Here is a 26,237-nt window from a genome sequence, read left to right on the forward strand (position 1 = left end):
CCTTGCCGCCCACTGGCACTAACCTGGCAAATTCCTGGCAGGGACATGATTCAAACCGAACGCCTTGCACTGCAAAATTTTTCGACCTCGTCGGCTTGACTTTTCGTCTTTGCTGCTTCAAGTCCGACCGTTCCGTTCCAGTCGGCGAGGGGCCGCACGGGCGTAAAGTCGAGAGAGTTCGGCTCAGTCGTCAAGAGCGGAAGGACACCCAGACAATGCGGAGCGATGGAGATACGTGGGATATCGTCAGTAGTGTCGGTCTCACCGCGCTGGCAGTCGCAACGTTCCGCGCATTGGAAAGCACCCGCCCGGACGCGATCATCGAAGACAAGTTCGCATCGTGGTTCGTAGAAGCCGCAGCGGAGCCGCATTTCACAGCTCTTCTGAAAGATCCCGCGCTCCTCGGCGACACTCCCTTCGGCGGTTTCATGGGGTTGCGAACCCGGTTCTTCGACGAATTCTTCTTGTCGTCAACCGAATCCGGAGTCAAGCAGGCGGTAATCGTTGCAGCGGGGTTGGATTCGCGCGCCTACCGACTGGACTGGACCTCCGGATCGACAGTCTTCGAAGTAGATCAACCAAAGGTGTTGGAGTTCAAGGCTGAAGTGCTCGCGGCGCGCGACGCCCAGCCGAAGACCGATCGACGCACAGTGCCTACCGATCTACGCAACGACTGGCCGACTGCGCTCGAGAGCGCTGGTTTCGATCGCAACGACCCCACTGCCTGGTCGGCAGAAGGCCTGCTCGCGTACCTCCCCGGCGCGGCCCACGATGCCTTGTTCGAGCGGATCGACGAACTCTCGGCCACTGGTAGTCGATTGGCGGTGAACGACTTTCCTGCCGGCACCGACCCGAGCAAGCTGGCGGCCATCAGGTCCAAGCACTTTGCCAAGAACCCGTTCGGCGATCTAGACATTTCGCAACTGTTCTACAGCGACAAACGATCCGATCCGGGCCAGTGGCTGACTGAACACAATTGGACCATCCGACGCTTCAGCTCGGTCGAGTTGGCAGAACTGTACGATCGTCAGATTCCTGATCTCCCCGAAGAGATCGCAGCACTGTCGACGAAACCGTCTTTCCTCGCCGCGACCAAGAACTAATTCTCGCGGTCTTCACGAAAGTTCCTCGGGTGCAGCATTTCTCCCATCTGTCCAGCTTCAACGTGCGTGTCACCACTACAAGTGGTTGACGGTACTCGAGGATGAGCAGATTCAGTACTTCAGGCGGAGTATGTCTACACCTCAGGCGGACGCGCGCCGAAGAAAATGCTGATGAAATCAGTCCATGAAACTCGAACACACACGAAGGAAGAGTCGCCCGCTCACGCTGGTGGCACTTGCCTCCGCAGCGGTATTCGCCCTCGCCGCATGCACTTCCGGATCTGATTCTGCACAAACCTCCGATAGCAGCACAAAGGTCTCCACCACCGAGGCACCCGCAACAGTCAAAATCCCGGACAGCTCCGTCGGCAAGCAGGTCACCTGGCTTCTCGATATGTTCAACACGAGTACGCCGTTGACCCAGGAAGAAATCGCCGAACATTTCGTACCCACCGCACCCGTTGTCCTGACACCAGCGGACTTCGACTCCATCCGGGCCGGACAACCCTGGACAACAGTGAATTACAAGGGAGGCGACACCGATGGCACCGTTTCCATCACCAGCACCACCGGCGGTGCGTTCGACATCAACGTCGTCGTCGACGGCAACGGGTTGGTCCTGGGAATGGCGATCACACCGACCAAGGACGATCATGTCCCGGCTGCATCGTGGCAAGAACTCGAGACAGCTGTCAAGGCGCTTCCCGCGCCGACCAATCTGACCGTCACCGAGGTCACCGGAGGAAAGAACGCCGAAGTCTTCAGTGTCGGCGATACCTCACCCCAGCCCACAGGGTCAACGATCAAGCTGTACGTTCTCGGCGCGGTCGCGACGGCTGTCGAGAACGGGACACTCTCGTGGGATCAGAAGCTCACCATCACCGACGACCTCAAGTCGATGCCCGGCGGGACCATGCAGGACCTGCCGTCGGGAACCGAAGTCACGGTCCGGGAAACCGCCGGCAAGATGATCTCGATCAGCGACAACACCGCCACTGACATGCTGATCGCTGCGGTCGGGCGCGAGCAGGTCGAAGCCGGGTTCGTCCCGATGGGCATGGCGGATCCTTCGCTCAACATTCCGCTGAAGCCGACCCGCGCACTGTTCCAACTCGGCTGGGGCAACGATGGCGCACAACGTATTGCCTGGCGCGACGGAACCCCGGACGAGCGTCGAGCGATACTGGCGGCACTACCTGGCGGCCTGGTGAACATCCCGGTGTCCGCATTCACCACCCCCGCATGGCCTTTCGACATCGACTGGTTCGCCTCGCCCGCCGACCTGCGTGCCGCGTTGGTCTCGTTGCAAGAGATGGCGAAGACCGAGAGCGGTGCACCGGTTCGAGACATACTCGCCGAAGATCCGGCGCTCAGTGACGCTTCCGCGAAATGGTTCACCTACGGCGGATTCAAGGGCGGCAGCTCCATCGGGGTCCTTGCGGGTGCCTATTATGTGGAACACGACGATCGTGCCTGGGTTGTCACCATGCAAACTCATGGTGACGAGGCTGCACTGGTTGCCGACCCGGCTCTGTACTTCGATCCGGTCGACGACGCGATGCTCTTGATCCAGAAGGATGCGACCAGCTAGAGCGCACGTCCCAGCTCGAGCACATATTACCGAAAGGCCTGTCCCGACAAGCGAATCGTTGGGGCAGGCCTTTGTCATCCCTCAGGAAAGTACGACGCTCTCGAGTCTGTCCGCAATCGCTTTGCCGACGCCCCAGTCGAGTGCTGCGCACCCGACCGACTTGAACACCGTGCGACCGTGACGCTCCACGCCGGATTCCATTACCGCGCCCAGTGATCGGAGGTCGGAGATGGGGAACTCCCGCTCGATTGCCGACCGGACTTCACCCGACCCCTCCAGACATCCGGCAACGTCGTCGAGGACGGTGACCGTCGAAGCATCGATGAGCCCGGCAGGGAGTTCCGTCATCGACGGTCGGAAAGATCCGACTGCATTGACGTGGACGTTCGCCGGGAGTGCCTCCAGGTCGAACAAAGGTGACGTGGCGCCGGTCGCGCAACACACCACGTCAGCATTTTCGACACATTCGTTTGCCGACCCTGCTACCGAAAACCGGAGTCCTGGATGCCGCACTTTTGCTTCGTCGACAAATCGTTGCGCGTGTGCGAGAGTCCGGCTGTATACCGAAATCTCCTCGAATTCCCGCACTGCGCAGCAGGAGTCAAGTTGTGTCGCAGCCTGGGCGCCGGAGCCGAGGATCGCCAGACGCCGGACCCTTTCTGGCGCCAGTACGTCCGTTGCCACGCCAGAGACCGCACCGGTTCGCAGCGCGGTGAACCGGTGGGCTTCCACGCTGAATCGCGGAAGTCCGGTGGCTCCGTCGTACCAGAGCACAGTGCCTTCGATGCGCCTGCTTCCGTTGATGTCGTAGATCGTCAACGTCTTGACAACGGCGTCGCGGGTGGTCCGATGCAGTGCAGACATCACGAGCAACTGGCCGTCCGCCACGACCGTGCGCGGCGGTTGTTCGAGCCGCCCCTCGTGAAGTTCGGTGATGGCACCGGCCACCGCTGCGACGGCGACCCCGACCGGAATCAGCGAGTCGAGCCTGGCGAGGTCGATGTGTGGTGCCACTGCATGATCTTCGATTTCCATCGTTTTTCGATTCCGTTTCTCGGGGTGTACTTCAGGGCTAGTTCACTGAAATTCCTTGACATCCAATCGGTAAGGTATTACACCTAATGCATCCTCGCAAGGCTCCGTACGAACCCGCCGTTCCGAACGAACGGCCCGAAGGTGGATCTGATGGACAAAACAATGACGCGGTTCTCGAGGCGTACCGCTCTGGTCGGAACTGCAACTGCACTCGCACTGGTTCTCGGTGGTTGTTCAGGCGCAGCAAAGGACGCAGGCGCCTCGTCCGGGCCCGCCGGCGAGCCGCAGCGGGGCGGTGAACTGCGAGTTTCGATCGGCGCAGAACCGATTGCACCTGCGTTCGACATGGGAACAATGGCCGTCACCTCGGTGGGCACGGCATCGATCGCCACCCTCGCCTACAACGGATTGGTGGACTTCCATGACGGTCAGCCGGTACCCGAACTCGCTACGGCGTGGAAGCAGACCTCCCCCACTCAATACGTCTTCACCCTTCGCGATGATGTGAAGTTCACCGACGGAACGCCGTTCGATGCCGAAGCCGTCAAATTCAATCTCGATCGATTGCTCGACCCGAACGGAACGGGTGCGAACCTGCCTCCGTCTTTGGAATCGGTCGAGGTCAGCGGACCCAACGAAGTAACCATGAATCTCTCCACCCCGGCCGGCGGATTCGTCGCCTCGTTGCGCCGTGGACGGGTGATGATGATGTCCCCCACCGCCGTGACGCAGTACGCCAAGACCGATCCGTTCAAAGCTTCGGTGGGCACCGGTCCGTACAAGTTCGAGGAGTACAAGACCGGTCAGTACATCAGGCTCGTCCGCAACGACGACTACTGGGCTGACGACAACTACCTGGATTCGATCAAGATCTCGATCCTTCCGGACCCGACCACCTCGATGCAGGCATTCGTCAACGGGGAACTCGATGTTCTCGGTGTGACACCGGCCCAACTCGCACAAGTCAAAAGCCGAGGCAACTCGGTCATCAAGACGTCGATCAGCAACACGTTCAACTACGTCAGTTTCAACCAGGCGGTCAAGCCTTTCGACAACGTCGACGTCCGCCGTGGATTCTCTGCGGCGATCAACCGTGACGGTATCGCACAGGGCATTTACCAGGGATATGCCGATCCGGCGAGTGGGCCACTCAGCCCGAAAATCGGCGATGCATACTCGGACCTCTCCGGCCTTACCTCGCAGACGTTTTCAACAGACAAGGCAAAGGAATTCCTGAAGACCGGAAACTTCGACTTCGGTACGACGATTCCGTTCAGCACCTTCACACAGGTCCCGTTCTCGACCGAAGCTGATGCGGTTGCCGAACAGTTCCAGAATGTCGGCGTCAAAGTCGACATGAGCAAAGAGGAGTTCGGATCCTGGGCTCAGAAGATCTACACAGCAAAGAATTTCACGGTCATGAACAGCGGCCAGACCACGGCCACCGTCGATCCCGACGAGATTCTCTACCCTTTGTTCCACAGTAAGGGTGATCTGAACGCCTCCTCGATCAACGACCCCGAACTCGACAAGCTGCTCGACGATGCTCGCGCCGAACAAGATCCGCAGCGACGGGCACAGATGTACCAGCAGGCGTCCAAGCTGATCGCGGACAAAGCCTACGCAGCGTTCACCGTGTACCCGCAGAAGATCGCCGCAACCAGCCCGTCGGTCGGCGGATACGAATTCACGGAGGGTGGCACCAATCCGCTCTCGAGGGTTTGGCTCGCCAAGTGAGCGTGATCGAAGCGGTACCTGATTCCGATATTCCTCCGAAGGAGAGAGAGCCCGCGCCTTCGTCCGGCCGGCTGCGTCGAATCGCGCGCACCCTGTTGATCAACGCCGCGCAACTGGGAATCGTCGGACTCGCCGCGACTTTCCTGATGTTCGTGCTTCTTCGGACAATCCCCGGTGACCCCGCTCGCACAGTGAGCGGGCCCGGCGGGTCTGTCAGTCCTGAGCAGATCGCACGTATTCGTTCCGAACTCGGCCTCGACAAGCCGGTGGTAGTGCAGTACTTCGACTGGCTGTCCGCAGCCGCTCGTGGCGATCTCGGAAAGTCGTTGGTGCTCAACGACTCGGTGACGACCTTGCTATCCGACCGAATCGTCGTAACACTCCAACTGGGCATGTACGCACTTGCCTTCGCATTGTTGGTGGCGGTACCACTGAGCGTCCTCGCTTCGAGGTTCACCAGCGATCGCGCGAACCGGAGTGTGCGACTGGTCGGAACGCTGGGTATCGCAGTACCCAGCTTCTGGTTGGCTCTCCTGTTGATCATCGCGTTTCAGAACGTCTTGCCGACGTTTGGATACTCGTCGATCAGCGACGGTATCGGTGCACATTTCCAACACATGATTCTTCCGACCATCGCGCTGGGTGTCGGTATGTCGACTCTGCTCTTCGAAACCACGCGTGCGTCATTGATCGGCACACTCAACTCCGATTACGTCCGCACGGCCCGGTCATTCGGGATCCCCGAGCGCCGCGTTTACTCTCGATACGCACTACGGAACGCACTGCTTCCCACCGTGACCATCGCCGGACTGGAGATGGGCGCGCTGATGGGTGGAGCGCTACTCGTCGAAAATGCTTTTGCCGTACCCGGTATGGGCCGACTCCTCGTTCAATCCGTCTTGGCTCGCGACTACACAGTGGTGCAAGGTTGCATCCTCGTGCTGGTCATCGTCGTCGTATCTGTCAATCTTCTGATGGATGTCGTCTATTCCTTCATCGATCCCAGAGTCAGGACCGACAATGACTGAGTCATTCGGGGCTGCGTCTTCCCCAATCGCGCCGAGCACACGTCAGCGGCGCCGATTCATGGCCCGCATTCTCTCCTTGCCCGGCCAGAAGGTGGCATGGAGCATTCTGTTCGTACTGGTATCTGCGGCCGTGCTCGCGCCTCTTCTCGCGCCGCACTCCCCCAACGTCCAAGATCTCACGTCGACCCTTGCCCCACCCAGCGGTGAGCATCTCCTCGGAACCGACGATCTGGGTCGAGATCAGTTGAGCCGTCTACTGTTCGGACTCCGCACGTCACTCACTATCAGTGCTGCCGTGACGTTGGGTGTCATGGTCATCGGGCTACCGCTGGGAATGCTGGCAGGTTTCACCCGAGGAATTGCGAACACCGTCATCGCTCGGCTCATCGATGTCGGGTTGGCTTTGCCGTCGTTGCTGCTCGCACTAGCGCTCATTGCCGCGATGGGAGCCGGGGTCACCAGCACGGTCATCGCTCTCGTTGCGGGCTACACGCCGTATCTCGCACGGGTCACCCGCAGTGTCGTGCTCAAGATACGTGAAGAGGAATACATCGACAGCGCAGCCGTGAGCGGAGTTCCGACCTGGCGCATCATCGTTCGGCACGTCACGCCGAACATGATCGAATCAGTGTCGGTTCAGCTCACCCTGATCTTCGCCTTCACCGTTATCGCCGAAGCCGGGCTCAGCTTCGTCGGCCTCGGTATCCAGCCACCGACCTCGTCTCTGGGCAACATGCTCGCCCTCGGGTCGACCCACAGCATCGACCTGCCTTTGATGTCGATAGTCCCCGGATGCACCATCGCCCTCGTCGTCATCACTCTGCTGGTCTGTGGAGACGGCCTTCGCCACGCGCTCGACCCGAGGAGCAACCGATGACGATACCGCTACTGTCGATCACGGATCTCCGTGTAGCACTGGTCGACAATCCCGCACTGCGACCGGTCGACGGAGTCAGCTTCCACATAGATTCGGGTGAGAGCGTCGCCCTGGTCGGTGAAAGCGGCTGCGGCAAATCAGTGACGTCGTACTCCGTACTCGGTCTCCTCGAAGGCTCGCTGGCGGCGCATGGAGAGATGGTCTTCGACGGGCGACAATTCGACATGTCCGACCGTGGTGCGCTGGCCCCGCTTCGTGGCACCGACATTGCGATGATCCCCCAGGACCCCGGAACCTCGTTGAACCCAGTGGTGAGCATCGAACGACAGCTCGGCGATCTCGTCCGCATCCACCACAAGCTCACCAAACGCGTTGCAGCCAAACGAGTACGCGAACTGCTGGCCCGAGTCGGGATTCCGGCCCCGGATCGGGTGGCCGGTGCGTTTCCTTTCGAACTGTCCGGTGGCATGCGCCAACGTGTACTCATCGCAATGGCTCTGGCCTGCGAGCCGACGATGCTCATCGCCGATGAGCCGACCACCGCACTGGACACAACAGTGCAGGCGCAGATCATGGATCTGTTGCAAAGTCTCATCGCAGACGAGGGGATGTCGATGATGTTCATCTCCCACGATCTCGGACTGGTTGCACAACAATGCAACCGGGCGTACGTGATGTACGCGGGCAAGATCGTCGAATCCGGATCGGTCGACAACGTACTGCGGGAACCGCAGCACCCGTACACGCATGCGCTGGTCGACTGTTTGGAAAGCATGAACTCGGGTGCTCGACGCTTGAAGACGGTACGAGGGATCGTGCCGCCGTTGCCTGACCGAAACCACGGTTGCCACTTCGCCCCACGCTGCGACCGCGCAGGCAACGAATGCCTGTCCAGCTCACCTGAACTCGAAAGCAGCGGACACAGTCTCGTGGCCTGTCTGCACCCGATGACAGGCTCACATCAGCGCGTCTTGGCAAGTGAGGTGGCTCGATGACTACACACCAGTTCGTTTCCAAACACGAAGTTGCCCGCTTGGAAGGGATCACCCATTCCTTCCGCACACGTCTGGGCGGCCGCGCCGTGCAGGCACTCCGGGGCGTCGACCTGTCGATCCCGGCAGGGCGGTCTCTTGGACTGGTCGGTGAAAGCGGAAGCGGCAAGTCCACTCTCGGTCGGGTTGTGACCGGCCTGCTCGAGCCGTCCGGCGGCAGCCTGGAAATACTGGGGCAGCGTGTCACCGGCAAAACCTCTCGCAAGCGAACCCCGGGATCTGTGCAGATGATCTTCCAGAATCCGCGCGCATCGATAGATCCGAAGCTACCGATCTGGCGTGCCGTCGCCGAACCACTACGCATAGGCGGGCATTCGGCGCGACGCAAGGACGTCAACGACTTGCTCGACCGCGCCGGACTGAGTGCGTCGTACGGAGACATGTACGCGCACCAGCTTTCGGGTGGGCAGTGCCAGCGAGTGGCGATCGCACGCGCCGTCGCGGCGAAACCGCAACTCATCGTTGCCGACGAACCTGTCTCCGCCCTGGACGTTTCGGTGCAGGCACAGATCCTCAACCTCCTCAAGGATATTCAAGAGGACTCCGGAACATCCTTCCTTTTCATCAGCCACGATCTAGGCGTCGTTCGATTCTTCTGCGACGAGGTTGCCGTCCTGTATCTGGGTCAGGTGCAGGAGTACGGTTCGACCGAGAGCATTCTGACCGAACCTGCACACCCATACACGCGGGCATTGGCCTCGGCATCGCCGACACTGTTCTCCGAAGCTGCGCGAGAGCGAATCATCCTCGCGGGCGAGCCTCCGAAGCCTGACAACCCGCCGAGCGGCTGCGTCTTTCACGAGAGATGTCACCTGCGCATCGGCGCGATCTGCGACACGATCTCGCCCCCGACCTATTCCACGCCTTCAGGTGAGGCGCGTTGTCATCTTTACGCCCCGACTCACTCCGCGAGTTCACTGCTTTGATCAGTTTCACCGCTTTGATCAGGTCACTGCCTTGATCGAAACATTCGCCTTTACAACAACTACCCGGAACGGAAGACCATGAGCACCAATCCCCTCAGGATCCTCGCCTCCATCGCCGACGTGTGCGACGACGCAAACGCCTCCGTCGCGTTTCACGTCCGAAGTCTCGACGGGAAATTCGAAATCGGTTCCGCCGCTGATGCGCGTTCGGTGACCGCCTCGACCTACAAAGTTCCAGTCATGCTCGAGGTCGCCGCCCAGGCATCCGAGGGTCGCCTACACCTGGCTGACCGAATCAAGGTCCCTGCAGACAGGCGCACCATCGGGCCGTCCGGGATTTCAGCGATGACAGACGACGTCGAAGTATCCATCCGAGACCTGGCGCTACTCATGATGCAGGTCAGCGACAACACCGCCACCGACATCCTGCAAGAGATGGTCGGCACCGAGAGCATCATGAGTCGACTCCGCGCGCTCGGACTGAACTCGACCGACATCACCACCGACTGCGAAGGCATCATTTCGCTTGCTCTCCAGGAACTCTCGACCGAGAAATACACAACCTTGCAGGACACCTCGACCGGTAACCCGTTCGGACTGCCCGAGGACGAGTTCGTCGCGGCAATCGCAGCGGGTGAGTCGTTGAACGCGCGCGGCGGCAATACCAGCACCCCGCGCGAGATGACCGAACTGCTCAGTCTCATCTGGACTGACAAGGCTGCAGACGCCGAAGCCTGTGCCGAAGTGCGGCGGGTGATGGGCCTGCAGTTCGCGCCTCACCGCCTCTCCTCCGCCTACGTCGACGGCCCGACGATCTCCGGCAAGACCGGCACCTTCCTGGCCGGCGTTCGCAACGAGGTGGGCGTCGTCGACTTCGGCGACGGGGACGTCTACGTTGTGGCAATTTTCCTGAGAGACAAGAACAACAACATGCGTAACAGCAAGGTGGACGCGGCAATCGGAAAGATTGCCGCACTTGCGATCGACAGTCTTCGGAACGCAAATCGTGACGCCGCAGCGACGGCGGTAACAGCCTGATGACCCCTACGCTCGTCGCACCCCCCTCGATGGCAGAGATGACGTGGACCCAGATGCAGGAGGCGATGAACGACGGGATCCGCAACGTCATCTTCGCGGTGGGAGCGACCGAACAACACGGCCCGCACCTGCCCCTGTCCACCGACACCCTGATCGGCACTGCCACTTCGCGTGCCGTCGCCGCACGGATCGGGGCGACGATGGTGGCGCCCACCATCGCGTTCGGGGTCTCCCCGCACCACATGTCCTTCCCCGGAACGGTCTCTCTACGCGAGGCCACATTTCTCGACGTGGTCGAAGACTACGTTCGCAGTCTCGCCGCTCATGGGTTCGACAATATTCTCGTCATCTCGAGCCACGGCGGTAACTTCGAACCCCTCGCGCATCTGATCGAGCGAGTCGGACCCTGGATCGGCGAGACACGGCTTCATGCACACACCGATCTTCTCCAGTTGCTCGCAGCTTTCGAAGCAGTGGCTGAGGAGGATTCGATCTCTCCCGAGGCATGCGGTTCTCATGCCGGCGATTTCGAAACATCGATAGTCCTCGCACTTCGACCCGACCTCGTCGACATGAACGCCGCCGAGCCCGGATTCCTCGGACGCTTCGACAAGGACACTGCCACCGCGTTGTTCGACGGCGGGACAAAAGCATTGTCGGTGAACGGTATTCTGGGCGACCCCGTCGCCGCACTGGCGTCACGCGGCGAACGGTACCTCGAATCACTGACCACCGTTGTCTCGGAATACTTTTGTACCGAGATCGCCAAGCACGAAGGACGCGAAAGATGACTGCCGACGTACAGCGGGTGGTTCAGGCTGAGCTCGACTCAATGGTCACCGCAGACACCCAACTCGGCATCCAGGTTGCGGTGTACCGGCATGGTCAGCTGATCGTCGATGCCTGGTCCGGGCACACCGAACCCACTCGAAGTGCGTCCGTCCGAAGTGACACCTTGTTCCCGATCTTCTCGTGCAGCAAAGGTCTGATGTATACGACCGTGCATCTGTTGGCCGAACGCGGCGAACTCGACTACGACGCACGGATCAGCGACTATTGGCCGGAGTTCGGACAGAACGGCAAGGGAGAGGCGACCATTCGACAGGTCCTCGTACACACGTCCGGAATCCAAGACGTCACACACGACTTTCACCTCGACGACTGGGACGGCACCTGCGCTCGCCTGGCCGAGTCCGAGGCCATGTGGATTCCGGGTAGCGAGACCGCGTACCGCGGACTGTCTTCCGGATTCGTTCTCGGCGAGGTAGCAAGTCGCGTGTACGGAAAGCCCTTCGGCCAGATCGTCACCGAACTGATCTGCAAGCCTTTGGGTATCACGGATCTGTTCTTCGGCGTTCCCGCTTCGGTGAAGGACCGCATCGCGGTTCTCGCGAACGACGAATCAGTTCTGACCGGTCCCGCGTCGAGCCCCGATACTCGGATCATGGCCGAACTCTTCAACACCCCGTCGATTCAGGCATCAACTGTACCTGCCGGAGGTGCCATCACCTCCGCCCGATCCTTGGCGAGACACTACGCGTCGTTGATCGGAGACGGTGTGGACGGAGTGCGTCTACTCCCGCTGGCGCGGACCACTCTGGCAACGACGCTGGAAACCGATGCGTACGATCAAACGCACAAGGCGCCGGTCCGCAAGGGTTTGGGTTATCTGCTGGGTGACAAAGGAATTGCGATGGGCGGCCGATCGAATTCATTCGGCCACAGTGGGTTCGGCGGTTCGTACGGGTTCGCCGATCCGGACTACGGTTTGAGTTTCGCGCTCACGAAGAATCGACTGGTTGCCACGACGCCTCCCGAGTTGCCGGCCTCGGTCGTCCTGGCGAATACGGTACGAGAAGCTTTGTCCATCCCGAACGGCTGACCACTCTGGACCGAGTCGTCACGAAGGCAATCGACAAACGGAGAGTCTCACTATGCACGTTTACATTTCGGTGGACATGGAAGGCATCGCAGGAATCGCGACGCTCGACCAGATAGTTCGCGGAGGCCACGGATACCAACGTGCGCAAGCACTGATGACAGCCGAGGCCAATGCGGCAATCGCCGGAGCGTTCGACGCAGGCGCACAATCGGTGCTCGTCAACGACAGTCATGGAACGATGGACAACCTACTGCACGCCGAACTGGATCCGCGGGCGCGGGTTCTGTTCGGATCACCGAAACTGCAGTGCATGGCAGAGGGTCTCACCGCAGAACACGACGTGGCCCTATTCGTTGGCTACCACGCTCCTGCAGGTGGTCCGGGTGTGCTGGCACATACGTTCTCGGCTCTGTTCACTGATGTCCGTCTCGACGGCAGGACCGTGTCGGAAAGCGATGTGAACTCGCTCTACGCGGCTACCCACGGCGTGCCGGTCGGCTTGGTCACTGGAGACGACGTGATCTGCGGGTTGGTCAGCGCTACGTATCCTTCGACCGAAACCGTTGTGGTGAAGCAGGCGCACGGGTGGTCTGCTACCAACTCGCTTCCGCCGAGTCTGGCGTGCGCAGCCATTCGCGATGCATCCAGACGAGTTGTGCAACAGTGTGACTCGTTGAAGCCGACGGAGTTGCGCGACGAGTGGGTACTCGAAATCGTTCACCCGACAACAACTGCTGCGGAGATGGCGGAGGGCGTCCCCGGTTCTCGGCGAACGTCAGATCGAACCATCGAGCATCGCTTGAACACCGTCGACGACATCATCGGACTGATCACCGTCAACTATCAATTGGCATCTGCCGGTCTCCGCGGACAGATGACGATCGCCAACCGTCAGTAGAGGGCAAATTTCCATGAGAGTGACCGTTATCGGTGCAGGTTCGATCGGGTTGTGTTCGGCGCTGGCTTTAGCTGCCGAAGGAGCCGAGGTCTGTGTCGTCGACGCGCGGACTGCAGGAGCCGGCGCATCGCGACACAATGCCGGGTGGGTCGTCCCGAGCATGTCAGCGCCCGTTCCCGCGCCCGGAGTGCTGACCCAATCGCTGAAGTGGATTCTGCGTCCTGACAGCCCGCTGTACATCCGCCCCAGCTGTGACCCTCGCTTTGTCTCCTTCATGATTGCGATGCTTCGCAACTGCACTACAACGAAATTCGAATCCGGTCTTCGAAATCTGATGGCACTCAATCATCGGACTTTCGAGCTTTTCGACGAACTCGAGCGCACCGGGCTGCAGTTCGAAAACCACCGATCCGGATTGGTGCAGCTGTTTCGTACACAGAAGTCGCTCGATTCTCACGCCGAAGAAATGACGCTGGTGCGAGCACTCGGCGGTGACGAATTCGAAGTACTGACCAGTGCCCGAACGGCTCAGATGATGCCGGGACTCTCGAACTCGGTCCTCGGTGGGATCGTCTGTCCCAACGAAAGATTCCTCGATCCTGCAGCTTTCATCGAAAGCTTGATCACGCAATGCAAGATCCTTGGAGTCGAGATCGTGGAAGGCACCGAACTCACGCTGTCGTCAGACTCCACAGGTAACGTGACGGCGTCTGGAGCAGACAGGCCGATGACGTCGGATCATTTTGTGGTCGCGGCGGGCGCCTGGAGCGCAGACGTGGTGCGAGCCCTCGGGTACACACTCCCCGTCCAATCGGGCAAAGGCTACGGTTTTGATGTTCCACCGATGTTCCCCGCTGGAGTTCGGGCGTCGTATCTATCGGAAGCCAAAGTTGCCGTCACGCCGTTGTCCGGCGCGACCCGACTTGCCGGCACCATGGGATTCGGTGGCCGAAGTGAACATATCGACAAGCGAAGGGCCGGAGGAATACTGACCTCGGCGGCCGACTATTTCGACAACTGGGAACGCCCGCAGAACGTAGTCCCCTGGTCGGGGCTACGTCCGATGACACCGGACGGAATGCCCATCATCGGTCGCCTACCTCACCATCCGAATGTCACCGTCGCGACCGGCCACGCGATGCTGGGCATAACCCTCGGCCCCGTCACCGGAGAGTTGGTCGCTCGCAGCGTGTTCGGCCGAAGCCTCCCTGCCTATGCCAGTGCGTTCGGGCTGGACCGCTTCAGTCGGACTTTTCGGAACGTCCGGCCCATAATCCGCTGACGTGGTGGAGGTGTGCAGTCATGACAGCTTCGGCCGCAACCGGGTCTCGTGACTCCAACGCCTTCAAGAGTTGATCGTGCTCTCGAGCGGACCCGACCAGGTCCTTGCTGCCCGCAATGCCTTTGAGCCCGGACAGGCGGGTCTGATCGCGCAACTGCTCCACCACCTTGACCAGCCGTGCGTTACCCAGCGCAGCCAACAGTTCCAGGTGAAAGTCCTTGTCGAGGGTCAGGAAGGAGACCAGATCACCTTCGGCTGCGGCATTCTCGACGCGCTTGCTCAGAGTCCAGAGATCGGTGAGATCCAACGGGGGTTCGAGCACTGCAACCTTCGCCATTGCAGGTGGTTCGAGCATCAGCCGGACTTCGACGATCTCTTCGAGCTCGTCATCCGTCAGTTCGACGATGCGAAAGCCGCGGTTCCTCACCATCTCGATGAGGCCTTGGCTCTTCAGATCGAGTAGAGCCTCGCGTACCGGAGTGGGCGAGACCTCGAGCTGCGCAGCGATGTCTCCAATCGCGTAGAGCCGACCGGACTCCAGTTCACCGCTCGAGATCCGTGCCCGAAGCAGCCTGGTGGCATCGCTGCGCAAGCTGGTCCGTGCCAGCGGCTGGAACACGGCACTCTGCTTTTCGTCGCGGGTACTACGCTCTGCGCTTGAACCGGTCGGCTGCTTCGTCCCCATACCTGCACCCTAATACCGATCGATGTCCAATATGTAATACCTAACATTTTATGTGACAAAGATCGTTCCGGCTCGCGGTTACGCAACCTCCGATCACGGCCGGACGACAGAAGTTGGAGTGTCGGCGCCGGTGATGGCCGACATGACGAGCGCAGTCTGCGGCTGGATGGCAGATGAGGGCCGGATACAGAAAACCGCTGCACATCCGGGGATACCGGGATGCGCAGCGGCTTCAGTAAGTCTTAGCCCGTGGGAGGTTCAGTCTCATCCGACGAGAATCCGTCGAAGAATGCGATGACCTTCTGGAGAAGTGCCGCGATGTCGAAATCTTCCAAGCTACCCATTGCGTTCGTCCTTTCGTTTAACACTGAGGATGAAACGTGCATCTTGCAATTCCCAATGTAAAGCATGAAAAGCATTATTTCTCTCCCACGCAACACTTCGGTTGCAGATACCCAACTCAGCAAGATACGAGCAAATTACCCCAAATAACGGTCCCACCCGCAGCATTTCTATTATCCACGACCTACGAATTGTTCCCAATTCGCAGGTGGGTAAATCTTGAGAAAAATTTCCGGCGCGTCGATTCCGATAGATATTCCCGGCGAAAAGCCGCAATCGGAGACCACAAGGTAGACGAAGTTTCGACGCAGTAGGCACGCATTTTTTACAGCCTCAGAGTAACGCCGGTCCACCTGCATATTGGACATTCGACCGCGATAACGAATCGATTGCACCAGCATCTTCGGCGCCTCTCCCCAGCTTCAGCATTCACATGTAACCACTAACGATTTCCGCTGATCGAACGCAATACCAGTTCAAAAATTCGAGAGCTTCAATTGATACTGCGCACGCAATAACTGGTCACATATCGGCCGTCCGCCGCGCCGCTCGAACTTCGTCAAAACTTCAAACAATACTAATGTTGGACGAGGTAACGGAGACTGCACCACGGCAATCCCTCGGGACACGATCCGCGCCTCGACCACGGGTGGGCGAGCAACCTCACCCGAGGGTGAAATAGGGGGTGAGACATGCCTGGGGGTCTCGTTTTACCGAGTCCCGCACAGTACGTTTTCCCAGGCACGCCAGTCCCCAGATTCACACGGTGTGCAAGGGCTCGTTGACGCTTCCGAGATGTTGGCAAGACCGACCACAGGCCCCGTTCTCCCGACGAGAACGGGGCTTCTCGTGTCTGTTTCCGCCTTCGACCGACTGGGTAGACGCGAGCATGAGCGCCACCCGCTCGACCGGATCCACCGCTGGCCGCTACGAATCGAACCCCCCGTCTGTCGGCGTCGAGGAAGAATTCATCCTCGTCGACCCGACATCGTGGTTGCCGTCCACCGACAATTCCGCGGTTGCGGAAACCGCATCGACACTTGGTTTGGACCTTCAGCTCGAACTGTCCCGCTGCCAAGTCGAGACCAACTCTCCCGTGTGCCAGGGCATCGACGAACTCCGAACCCACTTGATCGACATGCGTCGGCTCGCGGGGAAAGCGGCCGAGTTGAACGGCTGCAGGCTGTTGGCGGTCGGCGCACCGCTTTCGGGGCCTTCGCGTTTCGAGATAAGCGACTCGCCTCGCTACCGGCAGATGGGACAACACTTCGGCGCCCTCGCTGCCGAACAGAGCATCTGCGGTTGCCACATCCATGTAGGCGTCGCTGATCAAGCAGAGGCAGTGCGGGTGTGCAATCACGTGCGCATCTGGTTGCCGGCCTTGCTTGCCCTGAGCGCCAATTCCCGTATCCACCAAGGAGTCGACACAGACTTCTCGAGTTGGCGGGCGGTTCAATGGTCCAGGTGGCCCGTCGCCGGACCGCCGCCGTACTTCGAGACCGCCGAGGACTTCGACACCACGGTCGCGATGATGGTGGACTGCGGAGTGATGCTCGACAAGCGGATGGCCTACTGGGATATCCGACCGTCCTGCCACCTACCGACCGTCGAGATCCGGGTCTGCGACGTTCAACCGACGGTCGACGACGCCGTGCTGCTTGCCACCCTTGTGCGCGCCCTGGTCGCCACTGCGCTGCGCGCTGTGGACAACGGCGTCCCAGCACCACGCGCTTCTCTCGAGAGTCTTCGCATCGCGACATGGGTGTCTGCAAAGGAGGGCATCCTGGGAACACTGATCGATCCGGTTACCGCACGCAGAATTTCGGCCACGGAGCTGTTTCACCGACTCCTGATTCATCTCCGCGACTCACTCGACGAGACAGGTGAGTACGCGAGTGTGGAGGCGGCGCTGCGCCACAAGTTGGTCACCGGTAGCGGCAGCGACTGGCAACATCGAACGCTTCGCCAGGTCTGCCTTCGGGAACTGATCGCGCGTGCCGTTCAACGCACCCTCCCGACCGAGCCGGCGGGCATGGATACGCTTTGCGGGCCGACTCCGGATCAGTAGTAATGCCGCCGACCACCGACGGCATGCCCGGCCGCGCCCAGCGCGTACAGGATGATTCCGATCACCAGCAAGACGACACCAATCGTCCACAGGATCGGAATGTTCACCACGAAACCGATTATCAGCAGGATTACGCCGAGGATGATCATGACAAGCTCCTTCAGTGCGTTCACTCGGGCGGATACGCCCGCCTCGAGCCGCATACACCACGGATACCCGTCGGCCGAGCGTTTCATACCCACTCTGACCGGGTATTTCGCTGGGCACCACAATATTTGAAGAATCGAGCACGCCATGATGAGAATTGTGACTCTGATCGTTCTGATCTGGCTGATCGTCGGGGCCGTCGCGGCCGGCCAGCGCGGTTACTACAGCAGTTCGCCGACCAATTGTGCCGGGGTCGGGACCATCGCGCTCACCGTCATCGCCGGCCCGCTGAACTACTTCGGCGTCAATCCCAAGGTTACGGATTGCACGCTTCCTCAACCGACCGAATGAACTGCCGAAAATCCACGCTAAACCGACTAGTCGTTACCCTGGAGGTGAGTCGACACACATCGAAGTGAGGGGCCACCATGACCACTGCACCAGATCGCACCCGAATCGCGTTCCCGGACATCAGCTCGCGTGCGTGGGAACACCCAGCCGATCGGGCTGCTTTGGTCACGCTCCGGACGCTTCGGGGGTTCGACACCGTTCTGCGGACGTTGTCCGGCCTGCTCCAAGAACGTCAGCATCGCCTCATGTATCTCGCCACGTCGGTGCGAGTCGACGAACGTCAGTTCAGCGACCTGAACGATCTGCGACGCGACTGCGTCGACATTCTGCAAGCCGACGAGACACCAGAACTGTTCGTGCTCCAAACCCCGATGGTCAACGCCTTCACCATCGGCATGGACAAGCCGTTCATGGTGGTCACGACCGGTCTACTGGACGTGATGAACTACGAGGAGCAGCGGTTCATCATCGGCCACGAGCTTGGCCACGCACTGTCCGGTCATGCGGTGTATCGCACCATCTTGATGCATTTGATGCGACTTGCCGGAACCATCGGCTGGTTGCCCGTCGGCGGGTGGGCGCTGCGCGCGATCATCGCGGCGCTCATGGAATGGCAGCGCAAGTCCGAGTTGTCCGGTGATCGCGCCGGACTGTTGTGCGGGCAGGACGTCCACACCGCGATCCGCGTCCAGATGAAATTGGCGGGCGGATCCCGAGTCAGTGAAATCGACATCGACGCATTCTTGGCCCAGGCTGCCGAGTACGACGCCAGTGGCGACCTCCGCGACGGTGTACTCAAGCTCCTCAACATCGAACTGCTCTCGCACCCGTTCTCGGTACTTCGCGCCGCAGAACTCAAGAAGTGGGTGGACAGCGGAGACTACGCCGCAATTCTGCGCGGAAACTACCCGCGGCGAGGAGAAGACGACGGAGCGAAGATCAGCGACGAGTTCAAGAATGCGGCCAAGACCTACAAGCAGAACTTCGACGAATCAGAGGACCCTCTGATTCGAATGGTGCGCGACATCGGCAGCGGACTTGGCGGCGCGGTTGGTGCCGTCGGAAACGGCGTTGGCGACGTGGCGTCGGACATCAAGGAACGATTTACCCACTGGCGCAAGAGTTCCGACAGATCAAAGGGCGCCGACGACGCCGAGTGAGCAGAATCGGGGCCTGCCACCGAAGGCAGTCGGCGGCAGGTCCCGAGTTCTTGGCGTGAAGGTGATGCAGGCTTCCCTCTGCACCACCCTCACGTTCACAGACAGTACCAGTAGTCGAACAAACGTGCGAACTGAAAGCGGTCGTGTCGAATCACCAGTTGTCGGGTACGCGGCATAGGACCACTACAGAAGGGAGCCGACATGCATGCTGGGCGACTGAAGAAGGTCGGTTCGAGTGACGGCCCGTTTGCCTCCGTGTACTTCGAGGACGTCCGCAACCGGGAGGATGCGCGCGAGCGCTTCGAACTCGAATGGCGCTCGATGCGCAATCAACTCTCGAAACAGGGCGCATCCGAATCACTGATCGCACGGCTGGACGAGGTGAAGGACAACCATCACGGAATCTCGGGACGCGCCGGGCGGGCGATCGTCGCCACGCCGGAGTCCGTTCTGATCGACGACATTCTGCTCGAACCTGCCGGATCAACCATCGCAACCTTGGGCGAGCTGCCCTACCTGATTCCACTGATCGCACACGGATACGACACCGAACCGTTCCTCATCGCCAAGGTCGACCACACTGGCGCAGACCTGTGTGTACGTGATGCGCGCGGGCGTGACGTGTACGGCGAATCGGTCGACGGCGACGGCTTCCCGGTCCACAAGGCACACGTCGGCGGCCAGGAGCGGTACACCGACAGCCAAAGCCTCGTGGAGGAGAACATCCGGAAGAACCTGACACAGGCCGTGGAGCGCGCGGCGACGCTCGCCCGTGAACACAAGGTTGCACTGGTAGTCGTGATCGGAGAAGTACAGTCACGCAAAGCTTTTGCTCAGCTCCTACCGTCGACGCTACGAGTGGTGGACGTCGAAAAGGGTTCGCGTTCAGTCGGTTCGACACCCGCCGAGGTGTCGAAGTCGATTCGTGAACTGATCGACACGCAGCGGCTGCGCAGAATGGATACGGAAACCGAACGCTACGTCGCAGAGCAGGGACGGGACTCCGGCCTCTCCATCGACGGGACCGCACGCGTCCTCGACGCACTCGAGCAGGGCAAGGTCCAGACGCTGCTGCTCACCGACCCCGACGACAAGGAAGTCACCAGTGGAAAGTTGATCGGGCCCGCCGATCGTGTACTCCCCTACATCGCAATCGGGACCGGCACCGAACTGGTACAGATCGACGAACGCCTGGTTCTCGCCGACGGATACGGCGCGATACTTCGGCACCCCTGAACACCGACCTGCTGATCAGATTCGGGGGCGAGCACGTTCAGCGCGAAGCGTGCTTGCCCACCGAGTCCGGAAAACCATCGGCAATCGCTGCCACGAGCTCCAGATATGCCCGCGCAGTGCGCTTGTTCAACAGCTTCAAGTCGATCGGACCGCCCTCGCCGAGGTGATCGTCGTAGGGCAAAGTCTTGACCGCGCGCACTCCCCGCTGAGCGAAAACGTCCTCGAGCTGGTCGAGATCGAGCGAAGACGAACCCGGCCGCGTCGAATTGATCGCCACAACCGACCTGCTCACCAGATCTGCGTATCCGTGTTTGGTCAGCCAACTGAGCGTTGCTGCTGCACTACGGGCACCGTCCTGTGCCGTCGGGCTGACGACAACCAAAGCATCTGCTTCGTCGAGAATTCCGTACATGGCCGAGTGCATGATTCCGGTGCCACAGTCGGTGATCACGATGTTGTAGTGCACCTCGAGAATCCGCAGGGTATCGAGGTAGTCCTGCTCGTTGAACGACTCCGACGTTTCCGGATCTGCTTCACTCGCAAGGATTTCGAGCCGACTGTCGCCTTGCGACGTGTAGTAGCGAACATCGCTGTACGTACGAATGTCGCCGTCGGCCAACAGATCACGAACGGTCAGATGATGTTCACGTCGTTCACGATCAGCCAAAGTTCCTAGGTCAGGATTGGCGTCAATGGCTACGATTCGATCCCCACGGATCGAGGCGAACGTCGAACCGACCGTCTTGGCCGCCGTGGTTTTTCCCACTCCGCCCTTGAGCGAGATGAAGGCAATCTTGTACACGCCGCGCACCGTGCGGTTGGCTCGGCGCACCAGAGCTTGGTGTTCGAGTTCGGCTGCTGACTGCCCCGTATTGATGCGACCTCCGGTGAGTTTGAACAGCACACTGCCCAAACCGCGTTCAGGTGGACGCTTCGCCCGCTTGATGATGTCCAGGTCGTCGACAGATGTCATGGCCCTGGGCGTCGAAGTTCGAAAATCGGTCGGCTCTTCACGACGTTGCTGGCGCATCCGCTGGCTGGGCAACGGCTTTGCCGCTGGTTCGTCGAATTGCGGTGTGAACGTGACAGTTCGAATCGACGTTGAGTAGCCGTCGTCAGACGCGTCGAAAAGGCCGTCGCCTCTAGTCGTTCCGGAGTTGTTCCCCAGGACTCCGCCATTCGAACCGTTGTTATCGCTGCGCACCGTTTTCCTAGGTCGAGGTCGGAATCAATTCGGACATAGCCTCTCGGACGCTATCACTCTGTCGGGCTTGCCGTTCTCTGCTCATTACCGTCACGGCACAACAGACCGTTACACCCGCCTTTCGATGACTTTGGTCCCCACACTGGCCCCATTCTCAGCAAATACGAACGTCGTAACGATATGCGGCACATATATCTTCATCTGCCGTTGAAAACAGCCCTCCGCAATGTCAGGGCAAATCCCTTGGTACCCAACGAGAAAAGGGAGGCCGATCGCCTCGGTGACCACCCTTCCTTCATGGACAAGTGTTCAGCTGCTGCTGAATTCCGGGCTCCGAGAACTTCCGGGAATCGTCGACAGATCCATCCTTGCGAATGAACCGCTCGTGTCGCAGTGGTTGATGGTGGGTGCCTGGTCAATGTCGGTGACTTCTGCCGCCCTCAGGTTCACCGGAAGTGTCCGCGGTTGTCTTCGCATTTTTGTGCCGGCGCCGAGGAGGTTCCGAATGCCCTGGCCGTCGACCCGGTGCCGCGGACCGAGGGTAAGCCAACACCGGAAACGACCAGAAATCTTCACGACTTCCGACGCCTCACAGAACTATCGAATCGGACAAATTGAACATCGTGCTCGGTCGTCAGTCGCCCCCACAGCCATCGCGACCCGGTCACCTACTAAGCCCGGTAGTAGGCGCCTGTATCCTTTCGCGTATGACGCCGGGTCCGAAAGATGTCGCGCAGCTGCGCGGCGCCTTCGTGGGCGGTACATCCGGCGCGGTCTCGGTCGCGGCCCACGCCCTCGGTGGCGGCGGCATGGCTCCCTCCGAAAGCGCAGTGGTGTTGTTGATCCTCGCGTGCGCGAGCGTCGGCGCGGTGGTCACGTCCATCGACAGCCGTCGCTCCCCCGCGCTGTTGCTTGCCCTCATGCTCGCTGCGGGTCAGGCCATCGGTCACGCGACTTTGACCATCGCTTCGGATCACCAACACGGACTGCTCCTGTCGCTTCCGATGCTTGCGGCGCACATCGCTGCCGTCGGAGTGTGCGCAGTGCTGATTCGCGGCGCAGAACGCGGGTACGTCGTGGCGGCGTCGACGGTGGCCGCCATCGTCGCAGTGCTTCTGCGCCCGTGGGCACCTGAACCCTCCCCGTTCACTGCGCGGACTCGATACCGCGCCAAAGTTGTTCTGCGTCAACTTCTGACCTCCGGCCTGGGCACTCGCGGCCCACCGGCATTCGTGTAACTCACCTTCCCTTTTCACTTCACGCACGTGAATACGTGCGCCACTTTGCTGTGCGCCTTTGTTAACCGCCCGCGGTTAACAAAGGCGCACAGCGGGATCGAGTACACGCATGTCCGCACCCGAATTGGAGCGCGCACAGACGCGCGCGTCCAACGACAGTTCTCCCCCGAAGAAGCAGGTTGGCGGCGCCAGACCACTGATCCTGCGCCTGCACTTCTACGCCGGCATCCTCATCGGACCGTTCATTCTCATCGCCGCGCTGAGCGGTGGCGTCTACGCGATGGCGCCCACCATCGAGAAGTTCGTTTACGACGACTACCTCCAGACCGACACCACCGGACAGATCGCGTCGCTGAACGACCAGATCCGTTCCGCTCAGCAGTACCGCCCTGACTTGACTGTCTCGGCAGTACGTCCGTCCCCTGGCGCCGGAGAAACGACCCGAGTCCTGTTCACCGATCCGTCACTGGGCGAATCGGAGAGGCTCGCAGTTTTCGTCGATCCGGTGCTCGCACAGCCGGTCGGCGAGTTGGCGGTGTACGGAAGCAGTGGTTCACTGCCACTACGCACCTGGATCTCCCAACTGCATCGTCACCTTCATCTGGGCGAACCCGGCCGCCTCTACAGCGAATTGGCCGCGTCGTGGATGTGGGTTGTCGCCCTCGGCGGTGTCTACCTCTGGTTCCGTCGATATCGCACCGCCCGGAACGCTCGACTGCTCACGATCGACCGAGCGTCCACCGGACGAAGCCGGACCCTGAACTGGCACGGCGTCGTGGGCATCTGGATAGCAGTTGCATTGGTCTTTCTCTCGGCGACCGGCCTCACGTGGTCGACATACGCCGGAGAGAACGTCAGCAATCTGAGAACCGCATTGAGTTGGACGACGCCCTCAGTCGTGAAAGCTCTCGGCGACGCTCCCCCACCGGCTGCGGGCGGGCACGAAGGTCACGACATGACCCCCGCCGCCACCGGCACGCTGACAGACACCAACGTCGGACGCGTCGACACCGTCCTCGGCATCGCCAGGTACAACGGGATCACCGGTCCGGTCGAAGTATCGATACCCGCGAACGCCGAGACAGCGTTCACCGTCGCCCAGACACGTCAGCCCTGGGTGTACAGCAACAACACCATCGCAATCGACGGAGCGACGCAAAAGGTCACCGACGAGTTGTGGTTCTCGGATTGGCCACTCGCAGCCAAACTTTCGGCCTGGGGAATCCAGCTCCACATGGGTCTGCTGTTCGGCCTTGCCAACCAGATCGCACTCGCCGCACTGGCACTCGCACTGGTCAGCGTGGTGATTCGCGGCTACATCATGTGGTGGCGCCGACGCCCCACCCGAGGCTACGACTGGGCAGTCGGCCGGGTTCCCGCCCGCGGCGGAATCCGTAACCTCTCCCCAATCAGCCTCGTTGCGCTCGTCGCGATCACGGCGTTGGTCGGCTGGTTCGTGCCGCTACTCGGCATCAGCCTTCTCGCATTCCTTCTGATCGACGTGTGCATCGCGGCGTTCAAACGCCGTGCCACCACCTGACCACTAACGAATTACGGAGACACACATGACTGTTCGCACAAAGATATTCGCAGCTGTTGCACTGACCGCAGCTCTCGCTCTGACCGGCTGTTCTTCCAACTCCGACAAGGAAACCGAAGCTGCACAATCGATCACCGTTCAGGATCAATGGGTCAAAGCAGCGCCTGAAGGAATGAGCGCGGCGTTCGCCGAACTCGTCAACTCCAGTGGCAAGGACGTGCGCGTGGTCTCGGCAACCAGCCCCGCGTCGTCGCGACTGGAACTGCACGAAGTTGTGACCGGCGACGGAGGAACGATGACGATGCGCCCCAAGGACGGCGGTTTCCTCGTCCCCGCCAACGGTTCGGCCTCCCTCTCGCCGGGCGGTGACCACCTGATGTTCATGGACCTGTCCGCGCCGCTGCTCCCCGGCGCAGAAACCGACCTCACCTTGATCTACGACGACGGTTCCAGCACCACGTTCACAGCCCAGATTCGCGACTTCTCCGGTAATCAGGAGAACTACGACCCCAATCACGGTGGCTGAGAACACGAACCCGCCCAGCCGAGCTCTCAGCCGGCGGCGCCTTCTCGGAGGAGGCGCCGCCGCGCTCGGCGTCGCGGGAATAACCTGGGGCGCAACCACAGTGGTCGAGCGCAGCGAACACGAGCAGCAAGCAGGCAAGCTCGTGGAACCGTTCTACGGAGTCCACCAAGCCGGCATCGACACCACGCCGCAAGCACACGGCACCTTCATCGGGTTCGACCTCTTGCCGGGAACCGATCGAGCTGTAGTCGTCGGAATCATGAAGATGTGGTCCGAGGACGCGTCACGGCTCACCGCCGGCAACCCGGCGTTGGCGGACACCGAACGGGAACTGGCTGTGGATCCGGCCCGCTTGACGGTCACCGTCGGCTACGGCCCTGGCCTGTTCTCCAAGCTGGGATTACAGGCACGTCAACCGGATTGGTTCGAACCGTTGCCGAGTTACGCGATCGACCGCCTTGACGATCGATGGGGCGGCTCGGACCTGTTGCTGCAGATCTGCGGCGACGATCCGGTGACCATTGCTCACGCTGTGCGAGTCCTGACCAAGAACGTCCGATCATTGACGACCATCCGATGGACGCAAAAGGGATTCCGCAACGCTCGCGGCACCATGCCTGAGGGAACCACGATGCGCAATCTCATGGGCCAGGTGGACGGGACGGTCAATCCTGCTCCGGGAACAGTGGATTTCGATTCGCTGATCTGGCACGACGGCGCCGGTCAATCGTGGCTGGCGGGTGGAACCTCGTTGGTACTGCGACGCATTCGTATGGAAATGGATACCTGGGACGAACTCGACCGCTCGGGGCGCGAACTCACCATGGGGCGCACGTTGTCCAATGGCGCTCCGCTCAACGGAACCAGCGAATTCGACGAAGCGGATTTCACTCTCACGGACAAGTTCGGCATTCCGGTGATCCCGCCAGGATCACACATCGCCAGAGCTCACCGGACACACGAGAAGGAGCAGTTCTTCCGTCGGGCGTACAACTACGACGACGCACCCGAGAGCGGGCAGACCTCGAACTCGGGATTGATCTTCGCAGCATTCCAACGGGACATCGCCGAGCAGTATCTACCGGTCCAACAGCGGTTGAGCGACTTCGACGCACTCAACGAGTGGACGACGCCGATCGGTTCAGCGGTGTATCTCATTCCGCCGGGATGCAGCGAGAACGACTATCTGGGAAGCGGATTGCTCGGATAGCGACGCCAGGCAAGGACGGCAACAGTACTGTGGGGGGGGGGGCGCGCGGGTGCCCCCCCCCACCCCAGTTGGCGGGCGGTC

24 protein-coding genes are annotated in these 26,237 nt (G+C 60.6%); 20 read left to right on the forward strand and 4 right to left on the reverse strand.

Features of this window, described 5'->3' with window-relative positions; all coding sequences use genetic code 11:
• The first annotated feature begins 215 nt into the window (after nucleotides 1-215).
• The gene (locus tag QM716_RS21505; RefSeq protein WP_283306122.1) at nucleotides 216-1,103 is read left to right on the forward strand and encodes a class I SAM-dependent methyltransferase; all 888 of its coding nucleotides are present in this window, start codon (nucleotides 216-218) and stop codon (nucleotides 1,101-1,103) included.
• A 184-nt stretch (nucleotides 1,104-1,287) separates the two neighbouring features.
• Entirely contained in the window at nucleotides 1,288-2,694 is a 1,407-nt protein-coding gene (locus tag QM716_RS21510) for a serine hydrolase (protein ID WP_283306123.1), read from the forward strand.
• A gap of 81 nt (nucleotides 2,695-2,775) precedes the next feature.
• Here the strand turns inward: QM716_RS21510 and QM716_RS21515 are convergent, their stop codons facing one another.
• A complete protein-coding gene (locus QM716_RS21515) occupies nucleotides 2,776-3,729 on the reverse strand; it encodes an ornithine cyclodeaminase family protein (protein WP_283306124.1) in 954 nt (317 codons plus the stop codon).
• A gap of 150 nt (nucleotides 3,730-3,879) precedes the next feature.
• On the opposite strand from QM716_RS21515, the gene QM716_RS21520 reads away from it, so the two are divergent.
• From QM716_RS21520 to QM716_RS21565, 10 genes are all read left to right on the forward strand, one after another.
• Nucleotides 3,880-5,466: an ABC transporter substrate-binding protein gene (locus QM716_RS21520; RefSeq protein WP_283306127.1), complete on the forward strand. Its 1,587-nt coding sequence runs from the start codon at nucleotides 3,880-3,882 to the stop codon at nucleotides 5,464-5,466.
• On the forward strand, nucleotides 5,463-6,494 hold the full coding sequence (locus QM716_RS21525) for an ABC transporter permease (RefSeq protein ID WP_283306129.1): 1,032 nt from the start codon (nucleotides 5,463-5,465) through the stop codon (nucleotides 6,492-6,494). The genes QM716_RS21520 and QM716_RS21525 overlap by 4 nt, the downstream gene beginning before the upstream one ends.
• Nucleotides 6,487-7,371 (forward strand): ABC transporter permease, encoded by an 885-nt coding sequence (locus tag QM716_RS21530; protein WP_283306130.1) that lies wholly within the window; start codon nucleotides 6,487-6,489, stop codon nucleotides 7,369-7,371. The genes QM716_RS21525 and QM716_RS21530 overlap by 8 nt, the downstream gene beginning before the upstream one ends.
• Complete coding sequence (locus tag QM716_RS21535; protein WP_283306131.1) at nucleotides 7,368-8,366, forward strand: ABC transporter ATP-binding protein; 999 nt, start codon at nucleotides 7,368-7,370, stop codon at nucleotides 8,364-8,366. Before QM716_RS21530 ends, QM716_RS21535 begins: the two co-directional genes overlap by 4 nt.
• Complete coding sequence (locus QM716_RS21540) at nucleotides 8,363-9,349, forward strand: oligopeptide/dipeptide ABC transporter ATP-binding protein (protein WP_283306132.1); 987 nt, start codon at nucleotides 8,363-8,365, stop codon at nucleotides 9,347-9,349. Before QM716_RS21535 ends, QM716_RS21540 begins: the two co-directional genes overlap by 4 nt.
• A 78-nt stretch (nucleotides 9,350-9,427) precedes the next feature.
• The gene (locus QM716_RS21545; protein WP_283306133.1) at nucleotides 9,428-10,387 is read left to right on the forward strand and encodes a serine hydrolase; all 960 of its coding nucleotides are present in this window, start codon (nucleotides 9,428-9,430) and stop codon (nucleotides 10,385-10,387) included.
• A complete protein-coding gene (locus QM716_RS21550) occupies nucleotides 10,387-11,178 on the forward strand; it encodes a creatininase family protein (protein ID WP_283306134.1) in 792 nt (263 codons plus the stop codon). The genes QM716_RS21545 and QM716_RS21550 overlap by 1 nt, the downstream gene beginning before the upstream one ends.
• Nucleotides 11,175-12,269, forward strand: a complete 1,095-nt coding sequence (locus QM716_RS21555; protein ID WP_283306135.1) for a serine hydrolase domain-containing protein — start codon at nucleotides 11,175-11,177, stop codon at nucleotides 12,267-12,269. Before QM716_RS21550 ends, QM716_RS21555 begins: the two co-directional genes overlap by 4 nt.
• 52 nt (nucleotides 12,270-12,321) lie before the next feature.
• The gene (locus tag QM716_RS21560; RefSeq protein WP_283306136.1) at nucleotides 12,322-13,167 is read left to right on the forward strand and encodes a M55 family metallopeptidase; all 846 of its coding nucleotides are present in this window, start codon (nucleotides 12,322-12,324) and stop codon (nucleotides 13,165-13,167) included.
• A 13-nt stretch (nucleotides 13,168-13,180) separates the two neighbouring features.
• Entirely contained in the window at nucleotides 13,181-14,449 is a 1,269-nt protein-coding gene (locus QM716_RS21565; protein WP_283306137.1) for an NAD(P)/FAD-dependent oxidoreductase, read from the forward strand.
• On the opposite strand, the gene QM716_RS21570 is transcribed toward QM716_RS21565, so the two are convergent.
• A complete protein-coding gene (locus tag QM716_RS21570; RefSeq protein ID WP_283306138.1) occupies nucleotides 14,409-15,134 on the reverse strand; it encodes a GntR family transcriptional regulator in 726 nt (241 codons plus the stop codon). The two genes, QM716_RS21565 and QM716_RS21570, sit on opposite strands and share 41 nt — an antisense overlap.
• Nucleotides 15,135-16,365: 1,231 nt before the next feature.
• On the opposite strand from QM716_RS21570, the gene QM716_RS21575 reads away from it, so the two are divergent.
• Nucleotides 16,366-17,544 (forward strand): carboxylate-amine ligase, encoded by a 1,179-nt coding sequence (locus QM716_RS21575; protein ID WP_283306139.1) that lies wholly within the window; start codon nucleotides 16,366-16,368, stop codon nucleotides 17,542-17,544.
• On the opposite strand, the gene QM716_RS21580 is transcribed toward QM716_RS21575, so the two are convergent.
• Nucleotides 17,538-17,693 carry a DUF6131 family protein gene (locus tag QM716_RS21580; RefSeq protein ID WP_095971469.1) on the reverse strand — a complete coding sequence of 52 codons (156 nt, stop codon included), beginning with the start codon at nucleotides 17,691-17,693 and terminating at the stop codon, nucleotides 17,538-17,540. The genes QM716_RS21575 and QM716_RS21580 overlap by 7 nt on opposite strands.
• 145 nt (nucleotides 17,694-17,838) lie before the next feature.
• On the opposite strand from QM716_RS21580, the gene QM716_RS21585 reads away from it, so the two are divergent.
• From QM716_RS21585 to QM716_RS21595, 3 genes are all read left to right on the forward strand, one after another.
• Nucleotides 17,839-18,042, forward strand: coding sequence for a hypothetical protein (locus tag QM716_RS21585; protein WP_003945456.1), 204 nt, complete (start codon nucleotides 17,839-17,841; stop codon nucleotides 18,040-18,042).
• Between the two features lie 77 nt (nucleotides 18,043-18,119).
• On the forward strand, nucleotides 18,120-19,202 hold the full coding sequence (locus QM716_RS21590; RefSeq protein ID WP_283306140.1) for a M48 family metallopeptidase: 1,083 nt from the start codon (nucleotides 18,120-18,122) through the stop codon (nucleotides 19,200-19,202).
• Nucleotides 19,203-19,403: 201 nt separating this feature from the next.
• Nucleotides 19,404-20,438: a baeRF2 domain-containing protein gene (locus tag QM716_RS21595; RefSeq protein WP_283306141.1), complete on the forward strand. Its 1,035-nt coding sequence runs from the start codon at nucleotides 19,404-19,406 to the stop codon at nucleotides 20,436-20,438.
• Nucleotides 20,439-20,475: 37 nt separating this feature from the next.
• On the opposite strand, the gene QM716_RS21600 is transcribed toward QM716_RS21595, so the two are convergent.
• Nucleotides 20,476-21,411 (reverse strand): MinD/ParA family ATP-binding protein, encoded by a 936-nt coding sequence (locus tag QM716_RS21600; RefSeq protein WP_230815042.1) that lies wholly within the window; start codon nucleotides 21,409-21,411, stop codon nucleotides 20,476-20,478.
• Between the two features lie 938 nt (nucleotides 21,412-22,349).
• Between QM716_RS21600 and QM716_RS21605 the strand changes: the two genes are divergently transcribed.
• From QM716_RS21605 to QM716_RS21620, 4 genes are all read left to right on the forward strand, one after another.
• On the forward strand, nucleotides 22,350-22,880 hold the full coding sequence (locus QM716_RS21605; RefSeq protein ID WP_283306142.1) for a hypothetical protein: 531 nt from the start codon (nucleotides 22,350-22,352) through the stop codon (nucleotides 22,878-22,880).
• Nucleotides 22,881-22,989: 109 nt separating this feature from the next.
• Complete coding sequence (locus tag QM716_RS21610; RefSeq protein WP_283306143.1) at nucleotides 22,990-24,420, forward strand: PepSY-associated TM helix domain-containing protein; 1,431 nt, start codon at nucleotides 22,990-22,992, stop codon at nucleotides 24,418-24,420.
• A 25-nt stretch (nucleotides 24,421-24,445) separates the two neighbouring features.
• Entirely contained in the window at nucleotides 24,446-24,946 is a 501-nt protein-coding gene (locus QM716_RS21615) for a copper chaperone PCu(A)C (RefSeq protein WP_283306144.1), read from the forward strand.
• Nucleotides 24,939-26,156 carry a Dyp-type peroxidase gene (locus tag QM716_RS21620; RefSeq protein WP_283306145.1) on the forward strand — a complete coding sequence of 406 codons (1,218 nt, stop codon included), beginning with the start codon at nucleotides 24,939-24,941 and terminating at the stop codon, nucleotides 26,154-26,156. The genes QM716_RS21615 and QM716_RS21620 overlap by 8 nt, the downstream gene beginning before the upstream one ends.
• Nucleotides 26,157-26,237 lie beyond the last annotated feature (81 nt).

The organism is Rhodococcus sp. IEGM 1409 (genome assembly GCF_030056735.1).
Lineage (GTDB): Bacteria > Actinomycetota > Actinomycetes > Mycobacteriales > Mycobacteriaceae > Rhodococcus_F.

What these genes read in the sequence shown, in the direction of transcription:
- QM716_RS21590 (WP_283306140.1), top strand. Translation starts at nt 18,120, where the DNA reads ATGACCACTGCACCAGATCGCACCCGAATCGCGTTCCCGGACATCAGC.
- QM716_RS21540 (WP_283306132.1), top strand. Translation starts at nt 8,363, where the DNA reads ATGACTACACACCAGTTCGTTTCCAAACACGAAGTTGCCCGCTTGGAA.
- QM716_RS21520 (WP_283306127.1), top strand. Translation starts at nt 3,880, where the DNA reads ATGGACAAAACAATGACGCGGTTCTCGAGGCGTACCGCTCTGGTCGGA.
- QM716_RS21605 (WP_283306142.1), top strand. Translation starts at nt 22,350, where the DNA reads ATGACGCCGGGTCCGAAAGATGTCGCGCAGCTGCGCGGCGCCTTCGTG.
- QM716_RS21545 (WP_283306133.1), top strand. Translation starts at nt 9,428, where the DNA reads ATGAGCACCAATCCCCTCAGGATCCTCGCCTCCATCGCCGACGTGTGC.
- QM716_RS21550 (WP_283306134.1), top strand. Translation starts at nt 10,387, where the DNA reads ATGACCCCTACGCTCGTCGCACCCCCCTCGATGGCAGAGATGACGTGG.
- QM716_RS21560 (WP_283306136.1), top strand. Translation starts at nt 12,322, where the DNA reads ATGCACGTTTACATTTCGGTGGACATGGAAGGCATCGCAGGAATCGCG.
- QM716_RS21600 (WP_230815042.1), bottom strand. Translation starts at nt 21,411, where the DNA reads ATGACATCTGTCGACGACCTGGACATCATCAAGCGGGCGAAGCGTCCA.
- QM716_RS21595 (WP_283306141.1), top strand. Translation starts at nt 19,404, where the DNA reads ATGCATGCTGGGCGACTGAAGAAGGTCGGTTCGAGTGACGGCCCGTTT.
- QM716_RS21535 (WP_283306131.1), top strand. Translation starts at nt 7,368, where the DNA reads ATGACGATACCGCTACTGTCGATCACGGATCTCCGTGTAGCACTGGTC.
- QM716_RS21555 (WP_283306135.1), top strand. Translation starts at nt 11,175, where the DNA reads ATGACTGCCGACGTACAGCGGGTGGTTCAGGCTGAGCTCGACTCAATG.
- QM716_RS21515 (WP_283306124.1), bottom strand. Translation starts at nt 3,729, where the DNA reads ATGGAAATCGAAGATCATGCAGTGGCACCACACATCGACCTCGCCAGG.
- QM716_RS21510 (WP_283306123.1), top strand. Translation starts at nt 1,288, where the DNA reads ATGAAACTCGAACACACACGAAGGAAGAGTCGCCCGCTCACGCTGGTG.
- QM716_RS21575 (WP_283306139.1), top strand. Translation starts at nt 16,366, where the DNA reads ATGAGCGCCACCCGCTCGACCGGATCCACCGCTGGCCGCTACGAATCG.
- QM716_RS21570 (WP_283306138.1), bottom strand. Translation starts at nt 15,134, where the DNA reads ATGGGGACGAAGCAGCCGACCGGTTCAAGCGCAGAGCGTAGTACCCGC.
- QM716_RS21565 (WP_283306137.1), top strand. Translation starts at nt 13,181, where the DNA reads ATGAGAGTGACCGTTATCGGTGCAGGTTCGATCGGGTTGTGTTCGGCG.
- QM716_RS21610 (WP_283306143.1), top strand. Translation starts at nt 22,990, where the DNA reads ATGTCCGCACCCGAATTGGAGCGCGCACAGACGCGCGCGTCCAACGAC.
- QM716_RS21580 (WP_095971469.1), bottom strand. Translation starts at nt 17,693, where the DNA reads ATGATCATCCTCGGCGTAATCCTGCTGATAATCGGTTTCGTGGTGAAC.
- QM716_RS21615 (WP_283306144.1), top strand. Translation starts at nt 24,446, where the DNA reads ATGACTGTTCGCACAAAGATATTCGCAGCTGTTGCACTGACCGCAGCT.
- QM716_RS21530 (WP_283306130.1), top strand. Translation starts at nt 6,487, where the DNA reads ATGACTGAGTCATTCGGGGCTGCGTCTTCCCCAATCGCGCCGAGCACA.
- QM716_RS21585 (WP_003945456.1), top strand. Translation starts at nt 17,839, where the DNA reads ATGATGAGAATTGTGACTCTGATCGTTCTGATCTGGCTGATCGTCGGG.
- QM716_RS21505 (WP_283306122.1), top strand. Translation starts at nt 216, where the DNA reads ATGCGGAGCGATGGAGATACGTGGGATATCGTCAGTAGTGTCGGTCTC.